The 25,326-nt window shown below is 58.7% G+C and carries 23 protein-coding genes; 8 read left to right on the top strand and 15 right to left on the bottom strand.

The genetic code is table 11. From position 1 onward, the window contains the following. The first annotated feature begins 68 nt into the window (after positions 1 to 68). Complete coding sequence (locus JN756_RS04920) at positions 69 to 263, top strand: hypothetical protein (protein ID WP_227778786.1); 195 nt, start codon at positions 69 to 71, stop codon at positions 261 to 263. On the opposite strand, the gene JN756_RS04915 is transcribed toward JN756_RS04920, so the two are convergent. The 8 genes from JN756_RS04915 to rplM all read right to left on the bottom strand — a co-directional run bounded on the left by JN756_RS04915 (position 260) and on the right by rplM (position 6,054). Next, complete coding sequence (locus JN756_RS04915) at positions 260 to 1,009, bottom strand: FadR/GntR family transcriptional regulator (protein WP_017845418.1); 750 nt, start codon at positions 1,007 to 1,009, stop codon at positions 260 to 262. The genes JN756_RS04920 and JN756_RS04915 overlap by 4 nt on opposite strands. 158 nt (positions 1,010 to 1,167) lie before the next feature. Continuing rightward, complete coding sequence (locus tag JN756_RS04910) at positions 1,168 to 1,587, bottom strand: ClpXP protease specificity-enhancing factor (protein WP_017845419.1); 420 nt, start codon at positions 1,585 to 1,587, stop codon at positions 1,168 to 1,170. 17 nt (positions 1,588 to 1,604) lie between these two features. Next, positions 1,605 to 2,222, bottom strand: coding sequence for a glutathione S-transferase N-terminal domain-containing protein (locus tag JN756_RS04905; protein ID WP_010568030.1), 618 nt, complete (start codon positions 2,220 to 2,222; stop codon positions 1,605 to 1,607). Positions 2,223 to 2,368: 146 nt separating this feature from the next. Beyond that, complete coding sequence (locus JN756_RS04900; protein ID WP_046384697.1) at positions 2,369 to 3,148, bottom strand: cytochrome c1; 780 nt, start codon at positions 3,146 to 3,148, stop codon at positions 2,369 to 2,371. Then, positions 3,148 to 4,359 carry a cytochrome b gene (locus tag JN756_RS04895; protein ID WP_017845421.1) on the bottom strand — a complete coding sequence of 404 codons (1,212 nt, stop codon included), beginning with the start codon at positions 4,357 to 4,359 and terminating at the stop codon, positions 3,148 to 3,150. The genes JN756_RS04900 and JN756_RS04895 overlap by 1 nt, the downstream gene beginning before the upstream one ends. Then, positions 4,359 to 4,952 carry a ubiquinol-cytochrome c reductase iron-sulfur subunit gene (gene petA / locus JN756_RS04890; protein WP_026139825.1) on the bottom strand — a complete coding sequence of 198 codons (594 nt, stop codon included), beginning with the start codon at positions 4,950 to 4,952 and terminating at the stop codon, positions 4,359 to 4,361. The genes JN756_RS04895 and petA overlap by 1 nt, the downstream gene beginning before the upstream one ends. Before the next feature lie 266 nt (positions 4,953 to 5,218). After that, positions 5,219 to 5,611: a 30S ribosomal protein S9 gene (rpsI, locus tag JN756_RS04885; RefSeq protein WP_003171743.1), complete on the bottom strand. Its 393-nt coding sequence runs from the start codon at positions 5,609 to 5,611 to the stop codon at positions 5,219 to 5,221. Between the two features lie 14 nt (positions 5,612 to 5,625). Beyond that, positions 5,626 to 6,054 (bottom strand): 50S ribosomal protein L13, encoded by a 429-nt coding sequence (rplM, locus tag JN756_RS04880; protein ID WP_010568039.1) that lies wholly within the window; start codon positions 6,052 to 6,054, stop codon positions 5,626 to 5,628. A 248-nt stretch (positions 6,055 to 6,302) separates the two neighbouring features. On the opposite strand from rplM, the gene JN756_RS04875 reads away from it, so the two are divergent. Beyond that, complete coding sequence (locus JN756_RS04875) at positions 6,303 to 7,343, top strand: NADP(H)-dependent aldo-keto reductase (protein ID WP_057004245.1); 1,041 nt, start codon at positions 6,303 to 6,305, stop codon at positions 7,341 to 7,343. A gap of 114 nt (positions 7,344 to 7,457) precedes the next feature. Here the strand turns inward: JN756_RS04875 and JN756_RS04870 are convergent, their stop codons facing one another. After that, positions 7,458 to 8,594, bottom strand: a complete 1,137-nt coding sequence (locus JN756_RS04870) for an acyl-CoA dehydrogenase family protein (protein WP_017845424.1) — start codon at positions 8,592 to 8,594, stop codon at positions 7,458 to 7,460. A 220-nt stretch (positions 8,595 to 8,814) separates the two neighbouring features. On the opposite strand from JN756_RS04870, the gene JN756_RS04865 reads away from it, so the two are divergent. After that, a complete protein-coding gene (locus JN756_RS04865) occupies positions 8,815 to 9,735 on the top strand; it encodes a GlxA family transcriptional regulator (RefSeq protein ID WP_169850558.1) in 921 nt (306 codons plus the stop codon). A 129-nt stretch (positions 9,736 to 9,864) separates the two neighbouring features. Here JN756_RS04865 and zapE read toward each other — a convergent pair whose 3' ends face one another. The 3 genes from zapE to JN756_RS04850 all read right to left on the bottom strand — a co-directional run bounded on the left by zapE (position 9,865) and on the right by JN756_RS04850 (position 13,048). After that, positions 9,865 to 10,959: a cell division protein ZapE gene (zapE, locus tag JN756_RS04860; protein ID WP_046384701.1), complete on the bottom strand. Its 1,095-nt coding sequence runs from the start codon at positions 10,957 to 10,959 to the stop codon at positions 9,865 to 9,867. Between the two features lie 79 nt (positions 10,960 to 11,038). After that, a complete protein-coding gene (locus JN756_RS04855; RefSeq protein WP_046384702.1) occupies positions 11,039 to 12,394 on the bottom strand; it encodes a tryptophan--tRNA ligase in 1,356 nt (451 codons plus the stop codon). Between the two features lie 24 nt (positions 12,395 to 12,418). Continuing rightward, positions 12,419 to 13,048 carry an alpha/beta hydrolase gene (locus JN756_RS04850; protein WP_026139827.1) on the bottom strand — a complete coding sequence of 210 codons (630 nt, stop codon included), beginning with the start codon at positions 13,046 to 13,048 and terminating at the stop codon, positions 12,419 to 12,421. Positions 13,049 to 13,195: 147 nt separating this feature from the next. Between JN756_RS04850 and JN756_RS04845 the strand changes: the two genes are divergently transcribed. Further along, complete coding sequence (locus JN756_RS04845; protein WP_003171734.1) at positions 13,196 to 13,633, top strand: Z-ring associated ZapG family protein; 438 nt, start codon at positions 13,196 to 13,198, stop codon at positions 13,631 to 13,633. A gap of 197 nt (positions 13,634 to 13,830) precedes the next feature. Here the strand turns inward: JN756_RS04845 and JN756_RS04840 are convergent, their stop codons facing one another. From JN756_RS04840 to JN756_RS04830, 3 genes are all read right to left on the bottom strand, one after another. Beyond that, on the bottom strand, positions 13,831 to 15,555 hold the full coding sequence (locus JN756_RS04840) for an ABC transporter ATP-binding protein/permease (protein WP_126587526.1): 1,725 nt from the start codon (positions 15,553 to 15,555) through the stop codon (positions 13,831 to 13,833). Positions 15,556 to 15,655: 100 nt separating this feature from the next. Further along, complete coding sequence (locus tag JN756_RS04835; protein WP_004372278.1) at positions 15,656 to 16,216, bottom strand: response regulator transcription factor; 561 nt, start codon at positions 16,214 to 16,216, stop codon at positions 15,656 to 15,658. Next, positions 16,209 to 17,471, bottom strand: a complete 1,263-nt coding sequence (locus JN756_RS04830; protein ID WP_017845431.1) for an ATP-binding protein — start codon at positions 17,469 to 17,471, stop codon at positions 16,209 to 16,211. Before JN756_RS04830 ends, JN756_RS04835 begins: the two co-directional genes overlap by 8 nt. A 204-nt stretch (positions 17,472 to 17,675) precedes the next feature. Here JN756_RS04830 and JN756_RS04825 point away from each other — a divergent pair, with 204 nt between their 5' ends. The 4 genes from JN756_RS04825 to JN756_RS04810 all read left to right on the top strand — a co-directional run bounded on the left by JN756_RS04825 (position 17,676) and on the right by JN756_RS04810 (position 25,132). Further along, complete coding sequence (locus JN756_RS04825; RefSeq protein ID WP_201021899.1) at positions 17,676 to 18,386, top strand: SIMPL domain-containing protein; 711 nt, start codon at positions 17,676 to 17,678, stop codon at positions 18,384 to 18,386. Positions 18,387 to 18,779: 393 nt separating this feature from the next. Further along, entirely contained in the window at positions 18,780 to 21,551 is a 2,772-nt protein-coding gene (locus JN756_RS04820; RefSeq protein WP_236255082.1) for a hypothetical protein, read from the top strand. A gap of 92 nt (positions 21,552 to 21,643) precedes the next feature. Further along, positions 21,644 to 23,245, top strand: a complete 1,602-nt coding sequence (locus tag JN756_RS04815) for an ABC transporter substrate-binding protein (protein ID WP_046384705.1) — start codon at positions 21,644 to 21,646, stop codon at positions 23,243 to 23,245. A gap of 258 nt (positions 23,246 to 23,503) precedes the next feature. Beyond that, the gene (locus JN756_RS04810; protein WP_046384706.1) at positions 23,504 to 25,132 is read left to right on the top strand and encodes an ABC transporter substrate-binding protein; all 1,629 of its coding nucleotides are present in this window, start codon (positions 23,504 to 23,506) and stop codon (positions 25,130 to 25,132) included. The last annotated feature ends 194 nt before the right edge of the window (positions 25,133 to 25,326 follow it).

Genomic DNA, 25,326 nt, shown 5'->3' with positions numbered 1-25,326 from the left:
GTATTCACGGCCGTTTGCGCATGCAGATAAAGCAACACTCCACCCTCCAACACTGGCGTGTGAAGACCATGAAATACGAGCTCAATATGCCGGACGGCAAAAAACAGCAGATCACCTTTGATGGCGTGATTTACAAAGGAGACATTCTCGAATTTGAAGGTGCCGCTACCCAATACGAGGTAGTTAAACGATTCCTCACCGTCCCGTTCGATCTTAACGAGCCCATCACTGATGTGGCGCTTGAGGTCGTGACCTACCCTTAACCCCGCTGCGCCTCTGCTTCTTCGTGAGCATGGCGCAGCCGCTCGCGACTGTTGGTCAAATGCAAGCGCATCGCCGCCCGCGCCGCATCCGAATCCTGGCGCGCGATCGCTTCGTAGATTTCTTCGTGCTCGCGGCTCAAGCGCTTCATGTAGTGCTGCTGGTCATCCTGGGCCAGGCGTGCCGAGTTCAGGCGGGTACGCGGAATGATGCTGGTGCCCAGGTGCGTCATGATGTCGGTGAAGTAGCGGTTGCCGGTGGACAGGGCAATCTGCAGGTGGAACTGGAAGTCCGACGCCACCGCATCGCCAGCATGGGCGGCGCTTTCATTCAAGGCGTCGAGGGCGGCACGCATGCCGGCCAGTTGTTCGTCGCTGCGGCGCAACGCGGCCAGGCCCGCGGATTCCACTTCCAGGCTGATACGCAGCTCCAGGATCGCCAGCACATCGCGCAGGGTCACGATGGTGGCCGGGTCAATGCGGAAACCGCTGGGGCTTGGCGTATCCAAGACAAAGGTGCCGATACCGTGGCGGGTTTCCACTTGCCCCGCCGCCTGCAAGCGTGAGATGGCTTCACGCACCACCGTGCGGCTGACGCCATGGGCGTCCATGATCGCCGATTCGGTAGGCAGTTTGTCGCCACGCTTGAGTTGGCCGTCGCGGATCTGCTCGGACAACACCGTGACCAATTCCTGGGCAAGGCTGCGGCGCTTGCGGGGAAGACGAGGGGCGGTGTTGGTGTTTTCCATGTTGGGTCATCTTTCTTGGTGAACTGAACAGGCATCATAGCCCATGGCGGTTGTACGATCACCGTTCCAGGCATGACTTTCATCTACAACGGCCAGGCAAAAAAATGCCCCGGCAACCGCCGAGGCATTTTTCAGCCGCGCCCGAAGGCAAAAGCCGCTTACTTCACCACTTTCAGACTCGGCCGGCCGCTTGGACGCGGTGGCTCGGTATCCGGTGGCGGCACATCATCGCCGTCTTCCCCGTCGATCGCTTCGTCATCCTCGAAAGGCGACTCCAGATCGAACACCATGCCTTGGCCATTTTCCCGGGCGTAGATCCCGAGGATGGCGCCAATCGGCACGTACAGCGTATGCGGCACACCGCCGAAACGCCCTTCGAAGCTGACTGCCTCGTTGTCCATGTGCAGGTGGCGCACTGCGCTGGGCGATACGTTCAGCACAATCTGCCCGTCGCTGGCAAAACCCTGCGGAACCTGAACCGCAGGAAACTCGGAATTGACCAGCATGTGCGGGGTGCAATCGTTGTCCACAATCCACTCATAGAGCGCGCGAACCAGGTAGGGTCGACTGGAGTTCATCAACGGCTCCTTAAGCCTTAGCGCATATCGCGTTCGACACCAGACAGACTCGCCTGGAAAGCCTCACGCGCAAACTGGCGCTCCATGTAATCAAGCAGCGGCTTGGCCGGCCGCGGCAGTTCAATGCCCATAATCGGCAAGCGCCAGAGTATGGGTAATAGGCAGCAATCCACCAGGCTTTGTTCCTCACTGAGGAAAAAAGGCTTGTCGGCGAACAATGGCGAAACGCCCGTCAGGCTCTCGCGCAATTCCTTGCGCGCCACGACACGGGCCGCCTCTTTGCTGCGCGAATCCAGAATCAAATCCACCAGCCCGCACCAGTCGCGCTGAATCCGATGGATCAGCAGGCGGCTGTTGGCACGCGCCACCGGGTACACCGGCAGCAAAGGCGGATGCGGGTAACGCTCATCCAGATATTCCATCACCACGGTTGACTCCCACAACGCCAGGTCACGATCGACCAGGGTGGGCAAGCTGCCGTAAGGGTTCACTTCGATCAGCTTCGGCGGGTGACGACCCACCTCCACACTGATGATCTCGGCGCTGACACCCTTCTCTGCGAGCACGATGCGTACTCGGTGGGAATAGTGGTCGGCGGGGTCGGAGTAACAGGCCAACCGATTGGTCACGCCCATGGCGGTCCTCCTCGCTTGTTGAAATTATCGAAAGCTCAAAAACGAGCGCGCCCAGAGAGCATCTCAGTAGTACCTGATGACCAGGTCGCTACGGGTTAGAGATGCCGCTGGGCGCGCAAGATTAACAGCAATTGCTTACGGTTGGATCAATGCACATCCTTCCAGTATTCGCGCTTGAGCAGATAAGCGAATACGAAGAAGAAAGCCAGGTACAGCAAGACATACGTACCAATGCGCTGGTGCTGCAGTTTGACCGGGTTGGCCGAGTAGGCCAGGAAGGTCACGAGATTCTTGACCTTCTCGTCGAACTGCTCTTCGTTCAGCGCGCCGGACTTGGGCACGATGGTCAGTTGATCGCACGCTTCATGTGTCAGCGGCGTGCCGGTCAACGGGTCAAATTGCTTCTTGCCGCCCTCGACTACCTGAACCTGCTTGCATCCTATCACTTGGCGACCCTGCAGGCCGACCAGAACGTTAGGCATACCGACGTTCGGGAACACCACGTTGTTCACGCCCCATGGACGCGCAGGGTCTTCGTAGAAGGATTTCAGGTAGCCGTAGAGCCAATCGGTGCCGCGAACCCGCGCCACCAAAGTCAGGTCGGGCGGCGCAGCGCCGAACCAGTTCTTGGCGTCCGCTGGCTGCATGCCGATATTCATGTGGTCGCCAATCTTGGCGCCGGTGAACACCAGCTTGTCGAGCATCACCTCGTGCGGGATGCCCAGGTCATCGGCAACACGCTCGTAACGCTGGAACTTGGCGCTGTGGCAACCCATGCAATAGTTGGCGAACGTGCGTGCGCCGTCCTGCATGGCCGCTTTGTCAGACACGTCGATAGCGACTTTTTCCAACTCAGGGCCTTGCTCGGAAGCGAAGGACAGTAGCGGCAGCGCCGCAAGCATCAATGCAACGAATAATTTTTTCATCAGCCAGTCACCCTTTCCGGAACCGGTTTGGTCTTCTCTAGCCGGGTATAGAACGGCATCAGAATGAAGTAGGCGAAGTACAGGAAGGTGCAGACCTGCGACAGCAACGTGCGCTCAGGGGTTGGCGCCAGTACGCCCAGTACACCCAGGATCACGAACGCAATGCAGAACACCCACAGCCAGATCTTACTCAGCCAGCCCTTGTAGCGCATGGACTTGACCGGGCTTCGGTCGAGCCAAGGCAGCACGAACAGCACCGCGATGGCCGCACCCATGGCGATTACGCCCATGAGCTTGTCGGGGATCGCCCGCAAGATCGCGTAGAACGGCGTGAAGTACCAGACCGGGGCAATATGCACAGGTGTCTTGAAGGCGTTGGCCTGTTCGAAGTTAGGTTTTTCCAGGAAATAACCACCCATCTCCGGGAAAAAGAACACGATCGAGCAGAACACGAACAGGAACACGACGACACCGACAATGTCTTTCACGGTGTAGTACGGGTGGAACGGGATGCCATCCAGCGGGATGCCGTTCTCGTCCTTGTGCTTCTTGATGTCCACACCGTCGGGGTTGTTGGAACCCACTTCGTGCAGCGCCAGGATGTGCAGCACCACCAGACCGAGAATCACGATCGGCAAGGCCACTACGTGCAAGGCGAAGAAGCGGTTCAGGGTGATGCCCGAGATCAGGTAGTCACCACGGATCCACTGCGTCAGGTCGTTGCCGATCACCGGGATCGCACCGAACAGCGAGATGATCACCTGGGCGCCCCAGTACGACATCTGGCCCCACGGCAGCAGGTAGCCCATGAAGGCTTCAGCCATCAGCGCCAGGTAGATCAGCATGCCGAACACCCACACCAGCTCACGAGGCTTCTGGTACGAACCGTAGAGCAAACCACGGAACATATGCAGGTAGACCACGATGAAGAACGCCGAGGCGCCGGTGGAGTGCAACAGGCGCAGGATCGAGCCGTACTCGACGTCACGCATGATGTATTCGACGGAAGCGAATGCCTCCTCCGCCGAAGGGGTGTAGCTCATGGTCAGCCAGACGCCGGTGACGATCTGGTTGACCAGCACCAGCAGTGCCAGGGAGCCGAAGAAGTAGAAGAAGTTGAAGTTTTTTGGCGCGTAATACTTGCTGAGATGGTCTTCCCACATTTTGGTGGCGGGGAAGCGCGCATCCACCCAATCCATGAACTTACTCATCACGCGTTCTCCTTGTCGAGGCCAATGACAATGATGTCGTTAGATTCGTAGTTATGCGGAGGCACGGGTAGGTTCAGTGGAGCAGGTTGCGACTTGTAGACGCGTCCGGCCAGGTCGTAGTGCGAACCGTGGCAGGGGCAGAAATAGCCGCCGACCCAATCTTTGCCCAGGTCGACCGGCGCCACTTCAGGGCGGAAAGTAGGTGAGCATCCCAGGTGGGTACACAGCCCGACCAGCAGCAGAATCTCTGGCTTGATCGAACGTGCTTCGTTTTTGGCGTAGGCGGGTTGGTCGGAAAACTCAGATTTGGGGTCAGACAACTGGCCTTCGATCTTTTTCAGATTTCCCAGGATTTCCTCCGTTCGACGAACAATGAAGACCGGCTGACCGCGCCACTCAGCAATCATCTGCTGGCCTGGCTCGATCTTGCTGATATTCACCTTCACCGGTGCACCTGCGGCTTTCGCCTTGGCACTGGGAAACCATGACCCCACGAACGGGACCGCAGCCCCCACCGCTCCTGCAGCACCCACCACGGATGTGGCTGCTACCAAGAAGCGACGCCGGCCTGCATTCACGCCGTCATTGCTCATTCAGTCCTCTCCCATCAGCTTTTTGGCCTGTTAAATCAGGCGTCTACTAAGTATTAAATCTGAACTTATAAAAATTTTGCCGAATGGTAATGAAAAGCCCCACCCCTGACAAGGGAATTACCCGGAGCTCCAGCTCCAAGCCTTGTAGTATAGGGGGTCTACGGCTGTGGCAAGTTGTCACGCCGAAATTTATGCATAAATAGCAGGCAATAAAAAACGCCCAGCTCCGTAAGGAGGCTGGGCGTTTTTGTGGAACGTAAAGCGAATTAACGCTTCGAGTACTGCGGACGCTTACGCGCTTTACGCAGACCGACTTTCTTACGTTCAACTTCACGAGCATCACGAGTCACGAAGCCAGCTTTGCGCAGAGCGCCACGCAGGGTTTCGTCGTACTGCATCAGAGCGCGAGTGATACCGTGGCGGATTGCGCCAGCTTGACCACTTACACCGCCACCGATAACGGTGACGTAGATGTCGAACTTTTCAACAGTCTCGGTCAATTCCAGCGGCTGACGAACTACCATGCGGGCAGTTTCGCGGCCGAAGAAGTTGTCCAGAGTGCGGTTGTTGATCGAGATGTTACCAGTGCCCGGACGCAGGAAAACGCGTGCGGTTGCGGTTTTGCGACGGCCAGTGCCGTAATTTTGAGTCGCCGACATAATGAACTATTCCGTTAAAACTTCAGTTCTTGGGGCTGCTGAGCAGCATGAGGGTGAGCAGCGCCCGCATAGACTTTCAGCTTGCGAAACATATCGCGACCCAGTGGGCCCTTCGGCAGCATGCCTTTAACCGCGATTTCAATCGGGGCCTCAGGCTTCTTGGCGATCAGACCTTCGAAATTGGAAGACTTGATGCCGCCTGGGAAACCGGAGTGACGGTAGTACATTTTGTCTTGCGCTTTGTTGCCGGTAACACGTACCTGCTCAGCGTTGATGATCACGATGTAGTCACCGGTGTCAACGTGAGGGGTGTATTCAGGCTTGTGCTTGCCACGCAGACGGCTGGCGACTTCAGTGGCCAGACGACCCAGAGTCTGACCAGCGGCGTCGACGACAAACCAGTCGCGCTGAACTGTTTCCGGTTTTGCAGTAAAAGTTGTCATTCTTTAATAGCCTCAGGGGCCGCCCTGTAAATTAGACGGCGGATCTTACTGAATAGTGCGTACTTTGACAAGTCAAAGGCAGCCGGATACAGACGCTATCGGGGGCTCGGGTCGGCGCGTCCGTTCAACGGCAAGATTCTTCGGCAGGCGGCGCATCACTTCCACTGCAGAAAGAGGTGGGCAATTATGCAGATTGCGAAAAAAAATTCAACCTGCTTTTATGATTGTTTTCCCCGAAGGAGCACCCGATGGATTATCGACAGCTGGGCCGTACCGATCTGCACGTAAGCGCGATAGCCTTGGGCACCATGACCTGGGGCGAGCAGAACAGCGAGGCAGAGGCCTTCGCGCAGATCGAACGGGCCAAGGCCGCGGGGATCAACTTCCTCGACACGGCGGAAATGTACCCGGTGCCACCCAAGGCCGACACCTATGCCACCACCGAGCGCTACATCGGGAATTACTTCAAAAGCCGCGGCGACCGCGCCGACTGGATTCTCGCCAGCAAGATCGCCGGCCCCGGCAACACCATCGACTATATCCGCGGCGGCCACCTGCGCCACAACCGCCAGCACATCGTCGAAGCCCTGGATGCGAGCCTCAAGCGCCTGCAGACCGACTGGATCGACCTCTACCAGTTGCACTGGCCGGAGCGCAGCACCAACTTCTTCGGCCAGCTGGGCTACAAGCACAAGGACGAAGACGACCTGACGCCGCTGGAGGAAACCCTCGAAGCGCTGGACGCGCAGGTGAAGGCCGGCAAGATCCGCCACATCGGTCTGTCCAACGAAACGCCGTGGGGCACCATGAAGTTCCTCGCCCTGGCCGAAGCCCGCGGCTGGACCCGCGCGGTGTCGATCCAGAACCCCTACAACCTGCTCAACCGCAGCTTTGAAGTGGGCCTGGCGGAAATCGCCATTCGCGAACAGTGCGGTCTGCTGGCTTATTCGCCCCTGGCATTCGGCATGCTCAGCGGCAAATACGAAGGCGGTGCGCGCCCGGCAAAAGCCCGCCTGACCGAATACAGCCGCTTCAGCCGCTATTTCAACCCGCAGTCGGAAGCAGCGTGCAGCCGTTATGTGGCCCTGGCCCGCAAACACGGCCTGGACCCGGCGCAGATGGCGTTGGCGTTCGTCACGCAGCAGCCGTTCGTGACCAGCAACATCATTGGTGCGACGAGCCTGGAGCAACTGGACAGCAACCTTGCCAGCGCTGACCTGAAACTGTCGAAAGAGGTGCTGGAGGGGATTGAGGCGATTCAGAAGGATCATCCTAATCCAGCACCTTGATTGATCTCTAGACCGCTATCGGGGGCAAGCCCCCTCCCACACTTAGCCGTGTGAACCCAGTAAAACGTGGGAGGGGGCTTGCCCCCGATGAGGCCCTCAGCCACACCATCGAAATCAAAGCGCCCGCGCAATAATCTCCTTCATGATCTCATTGGTCCCCGCATAAATCCGCTGCACCCGCGCATCCGCCCAGGCGCGGGCGATCGGGTATTCCCACATGAAGCCGTAGCCGCCGTGCAATTGCACACACTCGTCGAGCACCTTGCATTGCAGGTCCGTGGCCCAGTACTTGGCCATGGCGGCGGTGGGCACGTCGAGCTTGCCCTCCAGGTGCAACGCCAGGCACTTATCGACGAACACGCGGCCGATCTGGATCTCGGTGGCCATCTCCGCCAATTTGAAGCGGGTGTTCTGGAAGTCGGCAATCGCCTTGCCGAAGGCCTTGCGCTCACGGGTGTAGTCGAGGGTCCATTGCAGCGCCGCTTCGGCTGACGCCAGCGCGCCAATCGCCACGGTCAAGCGCTCCTGGGGCAGCTCCTGCATCAAGTAGGCGAAGCCCATGCCCGCCTGGCCCAGCAGGTTTTCCTTGGGCACACGGACATCCTGGAAGAACAGCTCCGAGGTGTCCTGAGCCTTCATGCCGACCTTTTCCAGGCGCTTGCCCTTGTCGAAGCCCGGCGTAGCGGCCTCCACCAGGAACAGGCTGGTGCCCTTGGCGCCGGCCTTGGGGTCGGTCTTGGCGACCACGATCACCAGGTCGGCGAGAAAGCCGTTGGTGATGAAGGTCTTGGAGCCGTTGATCACATACTCATCGCCGTCCAGCACCGCCGTGGTCTTGACCCCTTGCAGGTCGGACCCGGCGCCCGGCTCGGTCATGGCGATGGCCGTGACCTTCTCGCCGGAGATCAATTGGGGCAGGTATTGGTGCTTCAGCGCTTCACTGCCGTAATGCAGGATATACGGCGCGACAATGTCCGAATGCAGGGAGAAACCGATGCCGGTCAGGCCCAGGCGGCTGATCTCTTCGATCACCACCGCGCTGTAGAGAAAGTCCGCGCCCAGGCCGCCGTACTCCTCCGGCAGATGGGAACACAACATCCCCGCCTCGCCGGCCTTGTTCCACAGCGCACGGTCGATATAGCCCTGCTTCTCCCATTGTGCATGGAACGGCGCAGCGTCTTTTTCAAGGAAGGTACGCACGCTCTGGCGGAAGAGTTCGTGTTCCGGGCTGAACAACGTTCTGGGGATCATGAGGTCACCTGCGTGGATTGTCGGACAAAGACGAACCACAGAGCCTATGCCGCGAAGGCGTCACAGGACACTGGACACATGCGACAAAAAATAAGACGATCCAGCCGTCTGGTGACCACTTTCCCCTATAAGAATAAATGAAATTATGTCTAACCAAATCTCCACGCCCTTGCGGCGCGTCAGCATTTTGGCCATTGATCGGGTGTTCGCTTCCACCCTCATGCAAGCCAAGGATTTCTTCCACCTCGCCAGCCTGCGTTACGGCAAACAACAAGGCCTGGGCCTGACTCCCGCGTTCGAAACGCGCCTGGTCAGCCCCGACGGGCAATCGGTGCGCAGCTTCAGTGATGTGATCATGCCGGTGGACGGCGGCCTGGAAGACGCCGACATCATCGTGCTGCCGGCCTTCTGGGATGACTTCGATGCCCTGAGTACGCGCTACCCGCAAGTGCTGCCGTGGCTGCGCGAACAGCACGCCCGCGGCGCGGTGCTCTGCGGCGAAGCGACCGGGGTGTTCTGGCTGGCCGAAGCCGGGCTGCTCGATGGCAAGGAGGCGACCACCTACTGGCGTTTCTTCACTGCCTTCAGCGAGCGCTTCCCCAAGGTCCAGCTCAACCAGGACAAGCACCTGACCGACGCCGACAACCTGTACTGCGCCGGCGGCACCACCTCGGCCTGCGACCTCTATATCTATCTGATCGAACGCTTCTGCGGCGCCAACATCGCCCAGGCCGTGGCCCGCGATATTCTTTACGAAGTGCAGCGCAACTATTCGCCGGGACGGATCGGTTTCGGCGGGCAGAAGCTGCACCAGGATGTGATCATCCTGCAGATCCAGCACTGGCTCGAAGAGCATTTCGCCGACAAGTTCCGCTTCGAGGACGTGGCCCGGGAGCACGGCATGAGCATCCGCAACTTCATGCGCCGCTTCCAGACCGCCACCGGCGACAAGCCGCTGCATTACCTGCAACGTTTGCGCATCGAGACGGCGAAAGGGCTGCTCTCGGGCAGCCGCAAGAGCATCAAGACCATCAGTTATGAGGTGGGCTACGACGATGCGAGCTTCTTTGCGCGGCTGTTCAGGCAGCACACCGAGCTGTCACCGAACCAGTACCGCCAGCAATTCCAGCAAGCCGCGTAATCAGGGCTGTACAGAGACAAAATGTGGGAGGGAGCTTGCTCCCGATAGCGGTGTATCAGTCAGTACATCTGGCACTGATACACCGCTATCGGGGGCAAGCCCCCTCCCACACTTTTTACTGCGTCGTGCTTAGGGTTTGTGCGCCCGCGACAGGAACTCGTGGGATTGCATCTCCAGCAGGCGGCTCAGGGTGCGCTGGAATTCGAAGTTCAAGCGACCGCCGGTGTAGAGGTCCTTGAGCTCGACTTCCGCCGAGATGATCAACTTGACGTTGCGGTCGTAGAACTCGTCGACCATGTTGATAAAGCGGCGCGCGATGTCGTCGGTGCTGACGCTCATCTGCTCCACGCCACTGAGGATCACGGCGTGGAAGATCTTGCCCAGTTCGATGTAGTCGTTCTGGCTGCGCGGGCCGTCGCACAGTTCGCGGAAGTCGAACCAGGCCACGTCATCGCAGGTACGCAGCGCGATGATTTGGCGGTTTTCGATGATCAACTTGTCGTTTTCCACCGCCTGGGTGCATTCCGGCGTGAGGGCGCGGAAGCTTTTGCGCAGGCTATCTTGCGCCGCGTCGTTGAGCGGGAAGTGGAACAACTCCGCTTGCTCCAGGTGCCGCAGGCGGTAATCGACGCCGCTGTCGACGTTGACGATCTCGGTGTTCTGCTTGATCAGCGCAATGGCCGGCAGGAAGCGCGCGCGTTGCAGGCCGTCCTTGTACAGGCCATCGGGCACGATGTTCGAGGTGGCGACCAGGGTCACGCCGTTCTTGAACAGCTCTTCCATCAGGGTGCCGAGGATCATGGCGTCGGTGATGTCGGAGACGAAGAACTCATCGAAGCAGATCACCCGCGCCTCTGCGGAGAACCGCTTGGCGATGATGGTCAACGGGTTTTTCTCGCCCGGCAGGGTTTTCATCTCTTCATGGACGCGCTTCATGAAGCGGTGGAAGTGCGTGCGGACCTTTTCCTTGAACGGCAGCGCTTCGAAGAACGTGTCCACCAGGTAGGTCTTGCCGCGACCCACGCCGCCCCAGAAGTACAGGCCCTTGACCGGCGTGCGATCTTTCTTGCCAAACAGCTTGCCGAGCATCCCTGGCTTACTCTGCGAGGCCGCGACCAGGTCTTCGTACAGACGCTGCAAATGACGCACCGCCGTTTCCTGGGCCGCGTCATGGAAGAATTCAGGGCGTTTCAGATCAGCTTGATATCGTTCTAGGGGCGTCATAATTTCGTTAGCAAGGCAACAAAAACGGGCCGTCACTGTAACGACGGCCCCGGATAATGGCAATCAACCCTTGGTCGGGTTAATCCTCGAGGGGGGTCAGCGCAACGCGCAAGGCGGCGATGGCGGCATCGCGCGACGCGGTGTCGGCGAATGGCGCGCTGTCGGCAACCGCAGCGTCGTCCAGCCATACGCTGAAGCTCAGGGCTTCAGGGCGCACGTCCAGCGCGGCGCCGCTTTGCAATTGCTTGGTCACGGCGCCCGCCGCCTTGCCGTCGGCGAAGTTGCGCGACAGCAGCAGTTGCTCGCCATCGGCCGCCAGCAGGCGGAAGCGGAAGCTGCCGTCGTCTTCGCGGAAACTCACGAAGCGCGCGGCTTTCGCGGCCTTTTTCTTGGTGCTGACCGGCGCCGCGGCCTGGTTGACGAACGAACGCAGGCCAACGGCCTCACGCAGCTCGGCGAGGAACGGCGCGGCCACGGCGCGGGCTTTTTGGGCGCCGATCAGCAGCAGGTCTTCCATGTCCGCCGGGCGCGACATCAATTGGTGGTAACGCTCACGGGCTTCACCCAGTTGCCCGTCCAGCAGTTGGAACAGACGGTTCTTCGCCTCGCCCCAGCCCAGGCCTTGCAGCAACTCGGCGCGGAATTCCTGTTCCTGGGCCTTGCTGGCAAACGCCTGGTACAGGGTGAACAGGTGCGAATTGTCCGGGTCCTTGGCTTCGCCGGGCGCGCGGGAGTCGGTGACGATCCGCGAGATCGCGTCTTTCATGTCCTTGGCGCTGGTGAACAACGGGATGGTGTTGTCGTAGCTCTTCGACATCTTGCGACCGTCCAGGCCCGGCAAGGTGGCGACGCTTTCTTCGATCACCGCCTCGGGCAGGGTGAAGAACTCTTTACCGTTGCCGAACAGGTGGTTGAAGCGCTGGCCGATGTCGCGGGCCATTTCCACGTGCTGGATCTGGTCGCGGCCCACCGGCACCTTGTGCGCGTTGAACATCAAAATGTCCGCCGCCATCAGCACCGGGTAGCTGTACAGGCCCATGGTGATGCCCGCATCCGGGTCTTCGCCGTTTTCCACGTTCTTGTCCACCGACGCCTTGTAGGCATGGGCGCGGTTGAGCAGGCCCTTGGCGGCGACGCAGGTCAGCAGCCAGGTCAGCTCGGGGATCTCGGGAATGTCGGACTGGCGATAGAACGTCACCCGGTTCACATCCAGGCCACCGGCCAGCCAGGTCGCGGCGATTTCCATACGCGAGCGCTGGATGCGCTGCGGGTCATCGCATTTGATCAGGGCGTGGTAGTCGGCCAGGAAGTAGAAGGAGTCGGCATTGGCGTCCTGACTGGCAAGGATCGCCGGGCGGATCGCACCGGCGTAGTTGCCCAAGTGTGGCGTGCCGGTGGTGGTGATGCCGGTGAGGATACGGGTACGAGTCGTCATGGGTAATCGCTTATCAGACAGCTATCAATTCGAGAGGCGCGGCAGCACCAGATCCTTGAGATCGGTGAGCTTGCCATGAAAAAAGTGTCCGCATTCTGCCACTTTCAGCAGCTCATGGGGGCGTTTCAGGGCGGCGGACCAGTCGTAGACGCATTGCGGGTCGACCACTTCGTCGGTTTCCGGCTGGATCAGGGTCAGCGGGCAGTTCTGCGGCAGCAGGTCGGCATCGCCCAGGCGCATCACCGCGGCGGCGACCATGAACAGGTGCGCGAGCTTTTCGCCCTTGGCTTCCAGACGACCGCCGAGGCTGGCGGCGACATAGCCACCAAACGAAAAACCGAGCAAGGTGATCGGCAGGTCGGGGTGTTTCTTGCGCAACCAGGTGGCGGCCGCTTCGGCATCGTCCACTTCACCGCTGGCCATGTCATGGGTGCCGGCGCTGGCACCGACGCCACGGTAATTGAATCGCAAGGTGATCAAACCGGCATCGCGGGCGGTGCGTTGCAGGGTCGAAACAACTTTATTGAGCATGGTCCCACCCTGCACCGGGTTAGGGTGGCAGATCAGCGCCAGGCCACGTGGCGCGGGCTGATCCAGGTACAGGGCTTCCAATTGGCCTACCGGGCCATCGATCAAAACAGGGGTTTCACGCATGAGCAAGGAATGAACTCCGTGACCTCTCAAAGGGTCGACTCGTCTAGCTAAAAGTCTGTGCATGGCATCATTGCGAGCTTAATCGCGGTATACAGCGCAGGTCCGAGCCGTTAACGTAAAGCAAAGCCGTTTATAGAGGAAGGACTCGTGGAACACTCGCTCTTAGTTTGGTTGTTGCCGACTCTTGCCCTGGTTGCCGGTGTCGCCATTGGATTCCTGGTTGCTCGCTTGCTGCCGAATGCCGCGCCTAACCGCACGCAGCGTCAGTTGGATGACATTCAGGAACGTTTTGACAGTTATCAGAACGAGGTTGTTACCCACTTCAACAGCACCGCGACCCTGGTCAAGAAGCTCACCCAGAGCTACCAGGAAGTACAGGATCACCTCGCCGACGGCGCCAACCGCCTGGCGCTCGACGACATCACCCGTCAGCGCCTGCTGGCCGCGCTGCATTCCGATGCACCGCAAACCCCACGGGAACGCCTGACCCCGCCACGGGAAAACCAGGAGCCGCCACGGGACTACGCGCCAAAAACGCCGAACGCCCCTGGCATGCTGGATGAGCATTACGGCTTGAAGAAGTAAGTCTTTTCAGGCGCTGTAAAAAAGCCCGGCTGATCGATGATCAGCCGGGCTTTTTGTTGGGCCTCAATCTCCAGACCAGCGGGGATGCCATTGTGGGAGGGAGCTTGCTCCCGATAGCGGCGGATCAGTTGATATATGGGCTGACTGACACACTGCTATCGGGAGCAAGCTCCCTCCCACACTGACCGAGTCCGGCCTCAGGACACGGGTTGTTCTTGCAGGTGGCCGCTTTCGATCCGCACATGCCGCCCATGGAAGCGCTTGAGGCTGCTGCGATGGCCGACGCTGACGATGCTCAGCCCCGGCAGCTCATCGATCAACGCCTGGTACAACGTCGCCTCATCCTCTTCATCCATGGCCGATGTCGCTTCGTCCATGTACAGCCACTGCGGTGCGAACAACAACGCACGGGCAAAGGCCAGGCGCTGTTGCTCGCCGGGAGAGAGCATGCGCTGCCAGTGGTTGGCTTCGTCCAGCCGCGCGACCAGATGCGGCAAGCGGCAGGTTTCCAGGACCTGTGCATAACGTTCGTCCATGTACACGCCGTCGTCCTGTGGATAACTCAGCGCGGCCTTCAACGTGCCGATCGGCAGATACGGCTTCTGCGGCAGGAACAGGTAACGCGCCTCCGGCAGGCGGATGCTGCCATGGCCCGCCGGCCACAGCTGGCCCATGGCACGCAGCAACGTACTTTTACCGCTGCCGGAACGCCCGCTGAGCATCAGGCGCTGGCCCGGCTCGACGACCATGTCGGCGCCGGCGAGCAAGTGGCGGCCATCGGCCAGGTCCATGCCGAGCTTCTCTACCACCAGGCGCTCGCCTTCCGGGCGCACGTCGATGGCCGCAGGGCGCTGCTCGTTATCGCCCATGGCCTGCTGGAAACTCAGCAGACGATCACTGGTGGCGCGCCAACTGGCCAGCTCCGTGTACGCGCCGATAAACCAGCTGAAGTTATCCTGGACGTTGCCGAACGCCGAGTTGATTTGCATCAGCTCGCCCAGCTCGATCTTGCCGGTGAAGTAGCGCGGCGCGGCGACGATGAACGGGAAGATGATTGCGATCTGGCTGTAGCCGGCGGTGAAGAAAGTCAGGCGCTTGGACACTTTCATGATGTCCCAGAAGTTATGCCAGACCCGGCCGAAGCGTTGGCTCAAACGGCGATTTTCGTTGGGCTCGCCGTTGTACAAGGCGATGCTCTCGGCATTCTCGCGGACCCGGACCATCGAGAAGCGCAAATCCGCCTCGAAGCGTTGTTGTTGATTGTTCAGCCCGATCAAGCGACGCCCGATCAGGTGCGTCAGCCAACTGCCCACGGCGGCATAGAGCAATGCACACCAGAACATGTAGCCGGGAATGGTGATACCGAACACTTCGATGCTGCCCGACACACCCCACAGGATGATCGAAAACGACACCAGGCTGACCACATTGCGCAGCAGACCCAGGCCGAGGCTCAAGCTGCTGGAGGTGAAGTTATTGAGGTCTTCGGAGATCCGCTGGTCCGGGTTATCGGTATAACCGCCCTGCTCCAGCTGGTAGTAGTTTTTGTCGCTGAGCCAGCGTGCGAAGTGTTTTTCGGTCAACCAGGCCCGCCAGCGGATGGTCAGCATCTGGGTCAGGTACAAGCGATAAACCGCACCGAGGATGGCCACCGCAGCAATGCCGCCAAAATAGCCGATCAGTTGCCAGAAGGCCGCCGTGTCCTTATGTTCCAGGGCGTTGTAGAAATCCTTGTACCAGTGGTTGATCCACACGGAGATCGCGACGCTGAACAGCGACAAACCAATCACCGCCAACAACAGCAACCATGCCTTGCCCTTTTCTTCACTGCGCCAATAGGGCGTGATCATCGCCCAGGTTCGGCGAAAAAAGTGCCCACGCACCGCGTCGTTGACCGCGGAATACTCAGCGTTCTGATTCATCGTTCAGGCTCGGTAGGAAATAGATGGCAGGCGTTTGAACCGATCATAGAGCATCGGTTCAAGGCGCCGTGCGGCCTGAAGTAGATTGTTCAGCCGGCGTTCAGCGCCGTACCGGGCGCTTCTGCAGCTTGCGTTGCAGGGTACGCCGGTGCATGCCCAGCGCGCGGGCGGTGGCCGAGATATTGCCTTCATGCTCGGTCAGCACGCGCTGGATGTGTTCCCACTGCAGGCGGTCCACCGACATCGGGTTTTCCGGCACCAGGGTGTCGAGGTCGGCATGCTCGGAGAGCAAGGCGGCCAGCACGTCGTCGGCGTCCGCCGGTTTGCACAGGTAGTTGCAGGCGCCACGCTTGATGGCTTCGACAGCGGTGGCAATGCTGGAATAACCAGTGAGGATCACCACGCGCATTTCCGGATCGAGTTCGAGCAGCTTGGGCAGCAGCACCAGGCCGGAGTCGCCGTCCATTTTCAGGTCGAGCGCGGCGTAGTCCGGCAGGTCGGCCTGGGCGATGCTCAGGCCCTCTTCCGCGGAGCCCGCGGTGCTGACGCGGAAACCGCGACGGCTCATGGCACGCGCCATGACGCGGGTAAAGGTAGCGTCATCATCTACCAGCAACAGGTGCGGCAGTTCTTCGCCTTCGACTTGGATCTCATCACTCATCGATATCTCCTCGTGCGACACGGGGCAGGCGCAGCTCGGTGAGCGTGCCGCCTTCCTCATGACTATAGAGCTTCACTGAGCCGCCCGCGCGGGTCACGCTGGCCTTGCTCAAAAACAGGCCGAGGCCGAAGCCTTTGCCCTTGGTGGTAAAGAAAGGTTTACCGATCTGCTCGGCAATAGCCAGCGGCACGCCCGCGCCGTGGTCACGAATGCTGATGGTGAGGTTTTCCGTGTCCCAGTCCAGCTGCACTTCCAGGCCTTCGGGGCAGGCATCGGCGGCATTGTTCAACAGGTTGAGCAGGGCCTGGGTCAGGTCCGGCGGCGGCGCCATGCGCGGCACGCTGCCCTGCCCCAGCAGGTGGAAACGGTAACTGGCTTCGGGGCGCATCAGGTGCCAGCGGTTCAGGGCTTCGTCGAGCCACTGGGTCACGTCCTGCATCTCCACCGCCAGGCGGCGGTTGGCTTCGGCGGCGCGCACCAGTTGCTGCAAGGTTTGCTTGCACTGCTTGACCTGTTCGCGCAGCACGCCGAGGTCTTCTTGCAGCGCCGGATCGTGATGGTCCTGGGTCATTTCGTTGAGCAGCACGCTCATGGTCGCCAGGGGCGTGCCCAACTCATGGGCCGCACCGGCGGCCTGGGTCGCGACGGCCAGCAGTTGCTGGTCGCGCAGGCCTTCTTCGCGGCGGATGGCGCGCAATTCTTCCTGGCGGCGCAGTTCTTCGGCCATGCGCGCGGCAAAAAAGGTGATGACTGCGGCCGACAGCGCGAAGCTCAGCCACATCCCGTAGATCTGCAGGTTTTCCCGGGCGATGGGGAACGTCTGCAGCGGGTAGAACTGCGCCAGCAGCAAGGTGTACAGGGTCAGGGCAATGCCGGAGAGTATCACCGAGTAGCGCCACGGCAAGGTCACGGCCGCTATGGTCAAGGGCACCAGGTAATACGAAACGAACGGATTGGTGGAACCACCAGAGAAATACAGCAACACACTGTGGATAAACAGGTCGCAGGCCAACTGCAGGGCGTATTCCAGCTCGGTCACCGGCCAGGTGGTACGCAACCGGATGGCGGTAAACGCACACAACACGGTGGAAAAACCCAGGGTCACGCTCAGTTGCAGCCACGGCAGCGGCAGCAGGTCGAACCAATAGGCAAGCCCGACGGAACCGGCCTGCGCGGCCAATACCAAGGTGCGAATGAACGTCAGGCGCCAGAGGTTCTGGCGGGTGGCGGAAGTCAGTTTTACGGCGGCGAGCATGAGCTCTCCCGGTGAGCGCTGCAGGCGGATCGGCAGGAGTATAAACGAAGCCGACCGGCAGACACGGCGCGTGTGGCTCTTTGACGCAGGCGCGCTGAATGACCGTTCGTCGGCACTGCGACAACTTGTAGTGAATGTGTAAACCCGAAGAACCCGGCACCACCGTCTACAGTCATACCGATACGAACAATCCAAGGAGCTTCCATGTCCCGTTTCATTCGCAACGCAGCCGCTCTCACCCTCAGCGCCAGCACCCTGGCCAGCCTCCCGGCCGTCGCCGCCGATGAGTTGCATTACAACCAGATCGCCCTGCGCGCCGAAGTCAGCCAGGAAGTGGCCCGCGACAAGATGATCGTGACGCTCTATACCGAATCCCAGAACGCCGACCCCGCCAAGCTCGCCGCCGACATCACCACCACCATGAACCAGGCCCTGGGCCAGGCCCGCGAAGTCAAGGCCGTGACTCTGCGTCAGGGCAGCCGCAACAGCTACCCGATCTACGACAGTAAGAATCAGAAGATCACCGGTTGGCGTGAACGCGCCGAACTACGCCTGGAGAGCGCAGACTTCCCGGCGCTGTCCAAGCTCACCGGCGAGTTGCTCAACACCCTGAAAATGCAAAACATGGAATTCGCCATCGCTGACACCACGCGCAGGTCCAGCGAAGACGCCCTGCTCAAGGACGCGGTCAGCGCATTCAAGGCTCGCGCCCAACTGGCCACCGATGCGTTGGGCGGCAAGGGTTATAAGATCGTCAACCTGAACTTCAACACCAATGGTTATCCACAACCTTACGCACGCGGCGGGATGATGATGAAAGCCGCCATGATGGATTCGGCGCCGACGCCGGAAGTTGAGGCGGGGACCAGTCAAGTGAGCATGAGCGCCGACGGGGTCATCGAAGTCTTGCAATAAGTCTTATCAACAAAAAAACGGCGCGGCCCGACAAGGCTGGCGCCGTTTTTTTCGCGCGCAGTTTCATTCAACTCATCTAAACATTTTGAATCAGAAGTGGGTCGCTCATATCTTGGCATAAGACTTCTTTCTAAAGTTGTAGGCACCCCACAAAGCTACTGTCGTTACGTCACAGAGCATAAAGCAGGCATGGGAACCTTTAGTAGCCATGCCGCCACCCAGTTATAAAGGCTTCATCCGCCGCCCTACAGCACTCATGTAACTCAACAGCACTTAGAGAAAAACCAAACCACTGAAAGGCGCCATAAAGCAGTGTCGCGTATCGAATGCTATTGCTTCGCGCCAGATAATTAACCTCATGAAACTCATGAATAAAATCAGCCGAGAATAAATATGTGTCCGTCATCCCTACCGCCACTTGCCGTCACTACCAACGCTCCGTTTATCCCGCCTACTCCTGTACATAATCGTCAAAAACGAGAAGTTGAGACCTCAACTTCGTCACAAACTAATACGCCTCAGGGAACGCTTGGCGTTTCAGCGGGCGACACACCGATTAAAGGTCCTACGCCTGAAAACGAATTTGATTTTTCCAAGCAAGTCATTTTTGGATCAGTCTCCCCTTCTCCACCAACGGCGAGCTATACGCAGCGGGAGCGCACGCAGCGCATTGATGCCTATGCCGGGCGCGTCGTCACACAGACAAATACGATAGAACGTGGTAACGAAGGCGAACGCAACATCAAATTTCAGAAGACTCGCCAGTTCCTCGAACCTGCCGGTTACTTTAGCGGAGGGTTAATGGCGGCCGGGTACGACCCGCATGAAAAAATCACAGTGACGTTCACCTCCTACAAAGGGGTCGGAAAACCCGAGGTGCTGACCGACACCGAAAAACGCACTTACTTTGCATGGGAAATCGCGGCGGGTGCTTTTGCGCACGACAAAGTGCAGCGAGGAGGCCCGCTCAACTTCCAGTTCATGGAGATCGAGCCACAAGACCGCAGCAAGGTCGCCGACTTGGAATTGCACGGGCAGAATCTTCAAAATCATTGGACACATGAAATAGCCAAGCCCATGAGCCACGAGTCGGGAGCACTGGCGATACGTTCAGGGAAAGCAGACGCCTATGTTGTACGGGGCACCTTGCAGAGCCTGACGAATAATAAAGACAGTTTTGAAAAACTCACGCCTGCCAGCCAAGCGGCCGTAAAGCGTACATTAGAAAATAATGCACAAGTCATTATTCCCAACATCTACGGCTATCCACTGGCAGGCTATGCATTTATTCCTCATACCCCTTTTGACGGCAATTATGAGCATCGGCCCAACAAGGGTTTGATGCTTGATTTGAAGAACGGCGCAGTTCGTGAAATACACGGCGATGCGGATTTTGCCAACTGGGCAAAAGACAACCGGGAAAATGTGCAGCGCAGTTTCAACGCCAGCGACCGGCAAGGCGGCACAGATGCACATTGGCCCAAGGCGGGGGACGTACTCAACAATTTGATTGTCGACCCTCATGCAACCTACCCAGGGTATTCCAGTGTATTCGCCGATAAAGCCGTGCCAGTGGCAGAGACATTCAACTATACCGAATCGCGAGGTGGCGATTACCGGTTGAAATACGGCAATCTGGATTCGGGTCTTGCAGGTAAATACCAAGAGGTGAACACAAACAATTCAGTATGGTCCGACCAAACTGAGGTGTTTGGTTCCACGCAACAAAGCTGGAAGGCTGCGAAGGACTTTTGGGGTAATACTTTCGGTTATATCCCCGTCGTCGGCAACGCAGGCAATATTTTTTTCGGCGCCCATGACTCGATCTATGGCATGACCGCCAATGATCGGGTTGGCGGCACTGCCGCAGCGGTGATATCAACTCTGCAACTGGGACACGAACTTGCGACAATAGGGCTGGAGTCTGGTTTAGGTAAGACCCCGGTCGTTGAACGCTACAGCTGGGAATATAACGAGCGTTCGAACGACATTGATTTGGTGCGAACCCCCAAGGTATCGAGCAATGACGCTGAAGTTCCGCGTTCCCATACTCTAGAGCCTGAGGTCAACTTGTTGCGCCCCAGCGAATCGGAGAATATCAGCGAGCATGCAATGCCGAACGGTGAGCAACTCATTGAACATATCCAACCCAATGCGAAAGGTATTTATCAGGTCAAGAATGAAACCAGCGGTGAGGATCAATGGTTTATCCGCTATACCGACGGCACAGGTTCGAGCAACGTGTATGAGATCAGAAGCGATTTCAAACTCAGCGACAATTATGTTCAAGTCATTAACCCAGGCACTCGCAAACCCGTGCTGACGGTCCATGCTGCAGGTGCTGGGCAGTGGAAGTCCGCGAGTGGCGATGGCGGAGTGAAATGGCCATGGCAGCGCTCGCCTTCGCCAACCCCCAGCACCGAATCAACATCCACCCCCAAGTTCTCAGAGCGCTTTGTTGATGATAAGGGCTCGAAAATTCTCGGCGCCGAGAAGTTTGACGACTACTTGAACCTGGACGAAAGCAAAAACTACCGATTCTACGACGACGTGTACGAAGAAGGCTCAAACATAAAAAGAAAGCTGTCTGTTTCCTGGACAATCGATGACGGTAATTTCGCCGTCACCGAAGGAGAGAGAGCCAAACCTGACACTGGATACTCCGAAAGTTTTGCGCCCGACTTGAACCGAGAAACTTATTCCATCATAAAAAGACAGAATGGTCATACCGTTCGAACCGAACTTGATTTCAGGGGAGACGAAGCACATGAAACCATACAAAGCAGGCTGGCCGTACTTGAAGAGACTATTCCCGACGCTGATCTGAGAGCGCGTATTTCAGAGGTGGCTCACCAAGGCGCCACGCATCCAGCCTATCTGGAATTAATGCCACCGCAGCTTAAAGACAACTACGGTGTTTCGGCAGGTCAAAAACATTTCATCATAGAGTATGATCCCTCACTGAATACGCACACTGTCAAGGCCACGACCAAATGGGTTCTTAAACTCAGAACCGAAGACGGCACAGTACCTAATCGAGACTTGGATATCACCAGCACGCGGGCATTCACGATACGTGAAAGTAATGAACTGAGTGGTGACACTTACACCATCGCCCCGTCCGCGCCAACCCTGATTGAAGTGTCGACGCCAACACATATATAAGTGAGCCCCTACCTGATAAACCTGAACGGCGGTAACCTCGGGGACCGTCGTTTTCGTTTGGGCAGCCATATGCCGCCACTTCAGGGGTCTCCATGGAAAGAACCATCTTCAAACCGCTGCTCCTCGCTGCCGGCCTGCTGGCCTTTATGCCCATGGCCCAGGCGGCCAGCACCCTGGTCTACTGCTCCGAAGCCAGCCCCGCCGGCTTCGACCCCAGCCAGTACACCAGCGGCACCGATTTCGATGCCTCCGCCGAAACCGTGTTCAACCGCCTGACCCAGTTCAAGCGCGGCGGCACCGAGGTCGAACCCGGGCTGGCGACCCGTTGGGAGGTCTCCAACGACGGCCTGACGTACACCTTCCATCTGCGTGACGGCGTCAAGTTCCACACCACCGATTTCTTCACGCCCACCCGCGACTTCAACGCCGATGACGTGTTGTTCACCTTCAACCGCCTGCTGGATGCCGACAGCCCGTTTCGCAAAGCCTACCCGTCCGAGTCGCCGTATTTCACCGACATGGGTTTGAACACCACGATCAAAAGCGTCGACAAACTGGACGAGCACACCGTGCGCTTCAGCCTGAACAACGTCGATGCCTCGTTCGTACAGAACCTGGCAATGAGTTTCGCCTCAGTGCAATCGGCCGAGTACGCCGCGCAACTGCTGAAGACCGGCAACGCCGCAGACATCAACCAAAAACCGGTGGGCACCGGGCCTTTTGTGTTCAAGCGTTACCAAAAGGACTCGCAGATTCGCTACGTCGCCAATAAACAGTATTGGAAACCCGAGGATGTGAAGCTCGACAACCTGGTGTTCGCGATCACCCCGGACGCCGCGTCGCGCCTGCAGAAACTCAAGGCCGGCGAATGCCAGGTCAGCGGTTACCCGCGCCCTGCCGACATCGAGGTGATGAAACAAGACCCCAACCTGCGCGTGTTGCAGCAAGCAGGATTCAACCTGGGTTTCCTGGCCTACAACGTGACGCATCCGCCGCTGGATCAACTCAAGGTGCGCCAGGCCCTGGACATGGCCATCGATAAACCGGCGATCATCAAGGCCGTGTACCAGAGCGCCGGGCAACTGGCGCAGAACGCATTGCCTCCGGCGCAGTGGTCTTATGACCCGACGATCAAGGATGCCCCCTTCGACCCGGCCAAAGCGCGGGCGCTACTAAAAGAAGCAGGGGTTGCACCCGGTACGACCATCAACTTGTGGGCGATGACCGTACAACGCGCGTCCAATCCGAATGCGCGAATGTCGGCACAAATGATCCAACAGGATTGGGCCAACATCGGCATCAAGGCCAACATCGTCAGCTATGAGTGGGGCGAATACATCAAGCGCGCCAAGAATGGCGAGCACGATGCGATGATTTATGGCTGGACCGGCGACAACGGCGACCCGGATAACTGGCTCGGCGTGCTCTACAGCTGTGCCGCGGTGAAGGGCAGCAACTACGCCAAATGGTGTAACCCGGCCTACGACAAGCTGGTGCAACAGGCCAAGGTCAGCAGCGACCGCGAGCAGCGTATCAAGTGGTATCAGCAGGCACAAAAAATCCTTAAAGAACAAGTACCTATAACGCCTATTGCGAACTCGACGGTTTTCCAGCCGCTTCGCAAGGAAGTGCGGGACTTCAAAATCAGCCCCTTTGGCCTGACGCCGTTCTACGGCGTGAGTCTCGATAAGTAACAGCAACGCCCCAATCGAGTGCATAACACGCCTCGATTGGGCCTTTTTGGTGCTCATGCGGCACCGAAAAAGCCCTCCAAATGTACGCATTTATGTCGAAACTTTCATATTTGCGACATTCTTGTACGTTCGTACCACTCTTTCATCCTTGCAACCGTTCAGCATCTTGCAATGGGTATGGCCCCTGCATAAGTATCCGCAGGCCGACTCACGAGGTCGCCCTCACTACCAAAAATGACAACAAATCATGAGGCCAACATGCTTAAACACGCAGTCATTCCGTTACTTGTTAGCGCTGGCCTTATGGCCGCAGCGCCTTTCGCCCAAGCGGCGACTAACCTGGTGTTCTGCTCCGAAGGGAGCCCGGCCGGTTTTGATCCAGGCCAGTACACCACCGGAACAGACTTCGATGCTTCGGCCGAAACCATGTTCAACCGTCTGAGCCAGTTCGAACGTGGCGGCACCGCCGTCGTTCCTGGCCTGGCCACCAGCTGGGACGTGTCCCCGGATGGCCTGACGTACACCTTCCACCTGCGCGAAGGCGTCAAGTTCCACACCACCCCGTACTTCAAGCCCACTCGCGAGTTCTCGGCCGACGACGTACTGTTCACCTTCAACCGGATGATCAACAAAGACGATCCGTTCCGTAAGGCCTACCCCACCGAGTTCCCGTACTTCACGGACATGGGGATGGACACCAACATCAAGAACATCGAGAAAGTCGATGCCCACACCGTCAAGTTCACCCTTGGCACCGTGGACGCCGCCTTCATCCAGAACCTGGCGATGAGCTTCGCGTCGATCCAGTCGGCCGAGTACGCCGCGCAACTGCTGAAAAACGGCACGCCGCAGGACATCAACCAGAAACCTGTCGGCACCGGCCCGTTCGTGTTCAAGAGCTACCAGAAAGACTCGAACATTCGTTACACCGGCAACAAGGACTACTGGAAACCTGAAGACGTGAAGATCGACAACCTGATCTTCGCCATCACCACCGACCCGTCGGTGCGTATCCAGAAGCTCAAGAAAAACGAATGCCAGATCACCCTGTTCCCCCGTCCGGCCGACCTCAAGGCACTGGGCGACGACAAGGACTTGAAACTGCCGCACCAGGCCGGTTTCAACCTGGGCTACATCGCCTACAACGTCATGCCGGTGCTCAAGGGCCAGACCGCGCCTAACCCGCTGTCCGACCTGCGCGTGCGCCAGGCGCTGGACATGGCGGTGAACAAGCAGCAGATCATCGACTCGGTGTACCAGGGCGCGGGCCAATTGGCGGTCAACGCCATGCCGCCGACCCAGTGGTCCTACGACACCACCATCAAAGATGCCCCGCACGACGTGGCCAAAGCCAAGGAACTGCTCAAGGAAGCCGGGATCAAGGACGGCACCGAGATCACCCTGTGGGCCATGCCGGTCCAGCGTCCGTACAACCCGAACGCCAAGCTGATGGCCGAGATGCTGCAGAACGACTGGAAACAGATCGGCCTGAAGGTCAACATCGTCAGCTACGAATGGGGCGAGTACATCAAGCGTTCCAAAGGCGGCGAGAACCAGGCCATGATCATTGGCTGGAGCGGCGACAATGGGGACCCGGACAACTGGCTGAACGTGCTGTTCGGCTGCGACTCGCTGTCCGGTAACAACTTCTCCAAATGGTGCGACAAGAAATTCGACGGCATCGTGAAAGAAGCCAAGGCCACCTCGGATGTCGCCAAACGCACCGAGCTGTATAAGCAGGCGCAACACATCCTCAAAGATGCAGTCCCGATGACACCTATCGCGCACTCGACGGTGTATCAACCCATGCGCAACACCGTACAGGACTTCAAGATCAGCCCGTTTGGCCTGAACTCGTTCTACGGCGTGAGCGTGAGCGGCAAGTAAGGAACGATGGCGGCGACGTTTCATAACGTCGCCGTTATTGCATCCGCCAGGCCAGTAGGAAACAGACCACATTCGCGCTCGCTGCCGTCCTACGGCAATGAACTTCGATTCGCGGCTCCGTTGCCTACAAGGTCAGTCAGATTTTGCGCATTTACTGCGAAGTCCTCGACCCCTAACGTCGTAGGACAGCAGAG

Source organism: Pseudomonas sp. Y39-6, from assembly GCF_023651955.1.
GTDB classification, from domain to species: Bacteria; Pseudomonadota; Gammaproteobacteria; order Pseudomonadales; family Pseudomonadaceae; genus Aquipseudomonas; species Aquipseudomonas veronii.
Note: the sequence above shows the minus strand (reverse complement) of the source record. Positions and strands in the feature narration are given on the sequence as shown.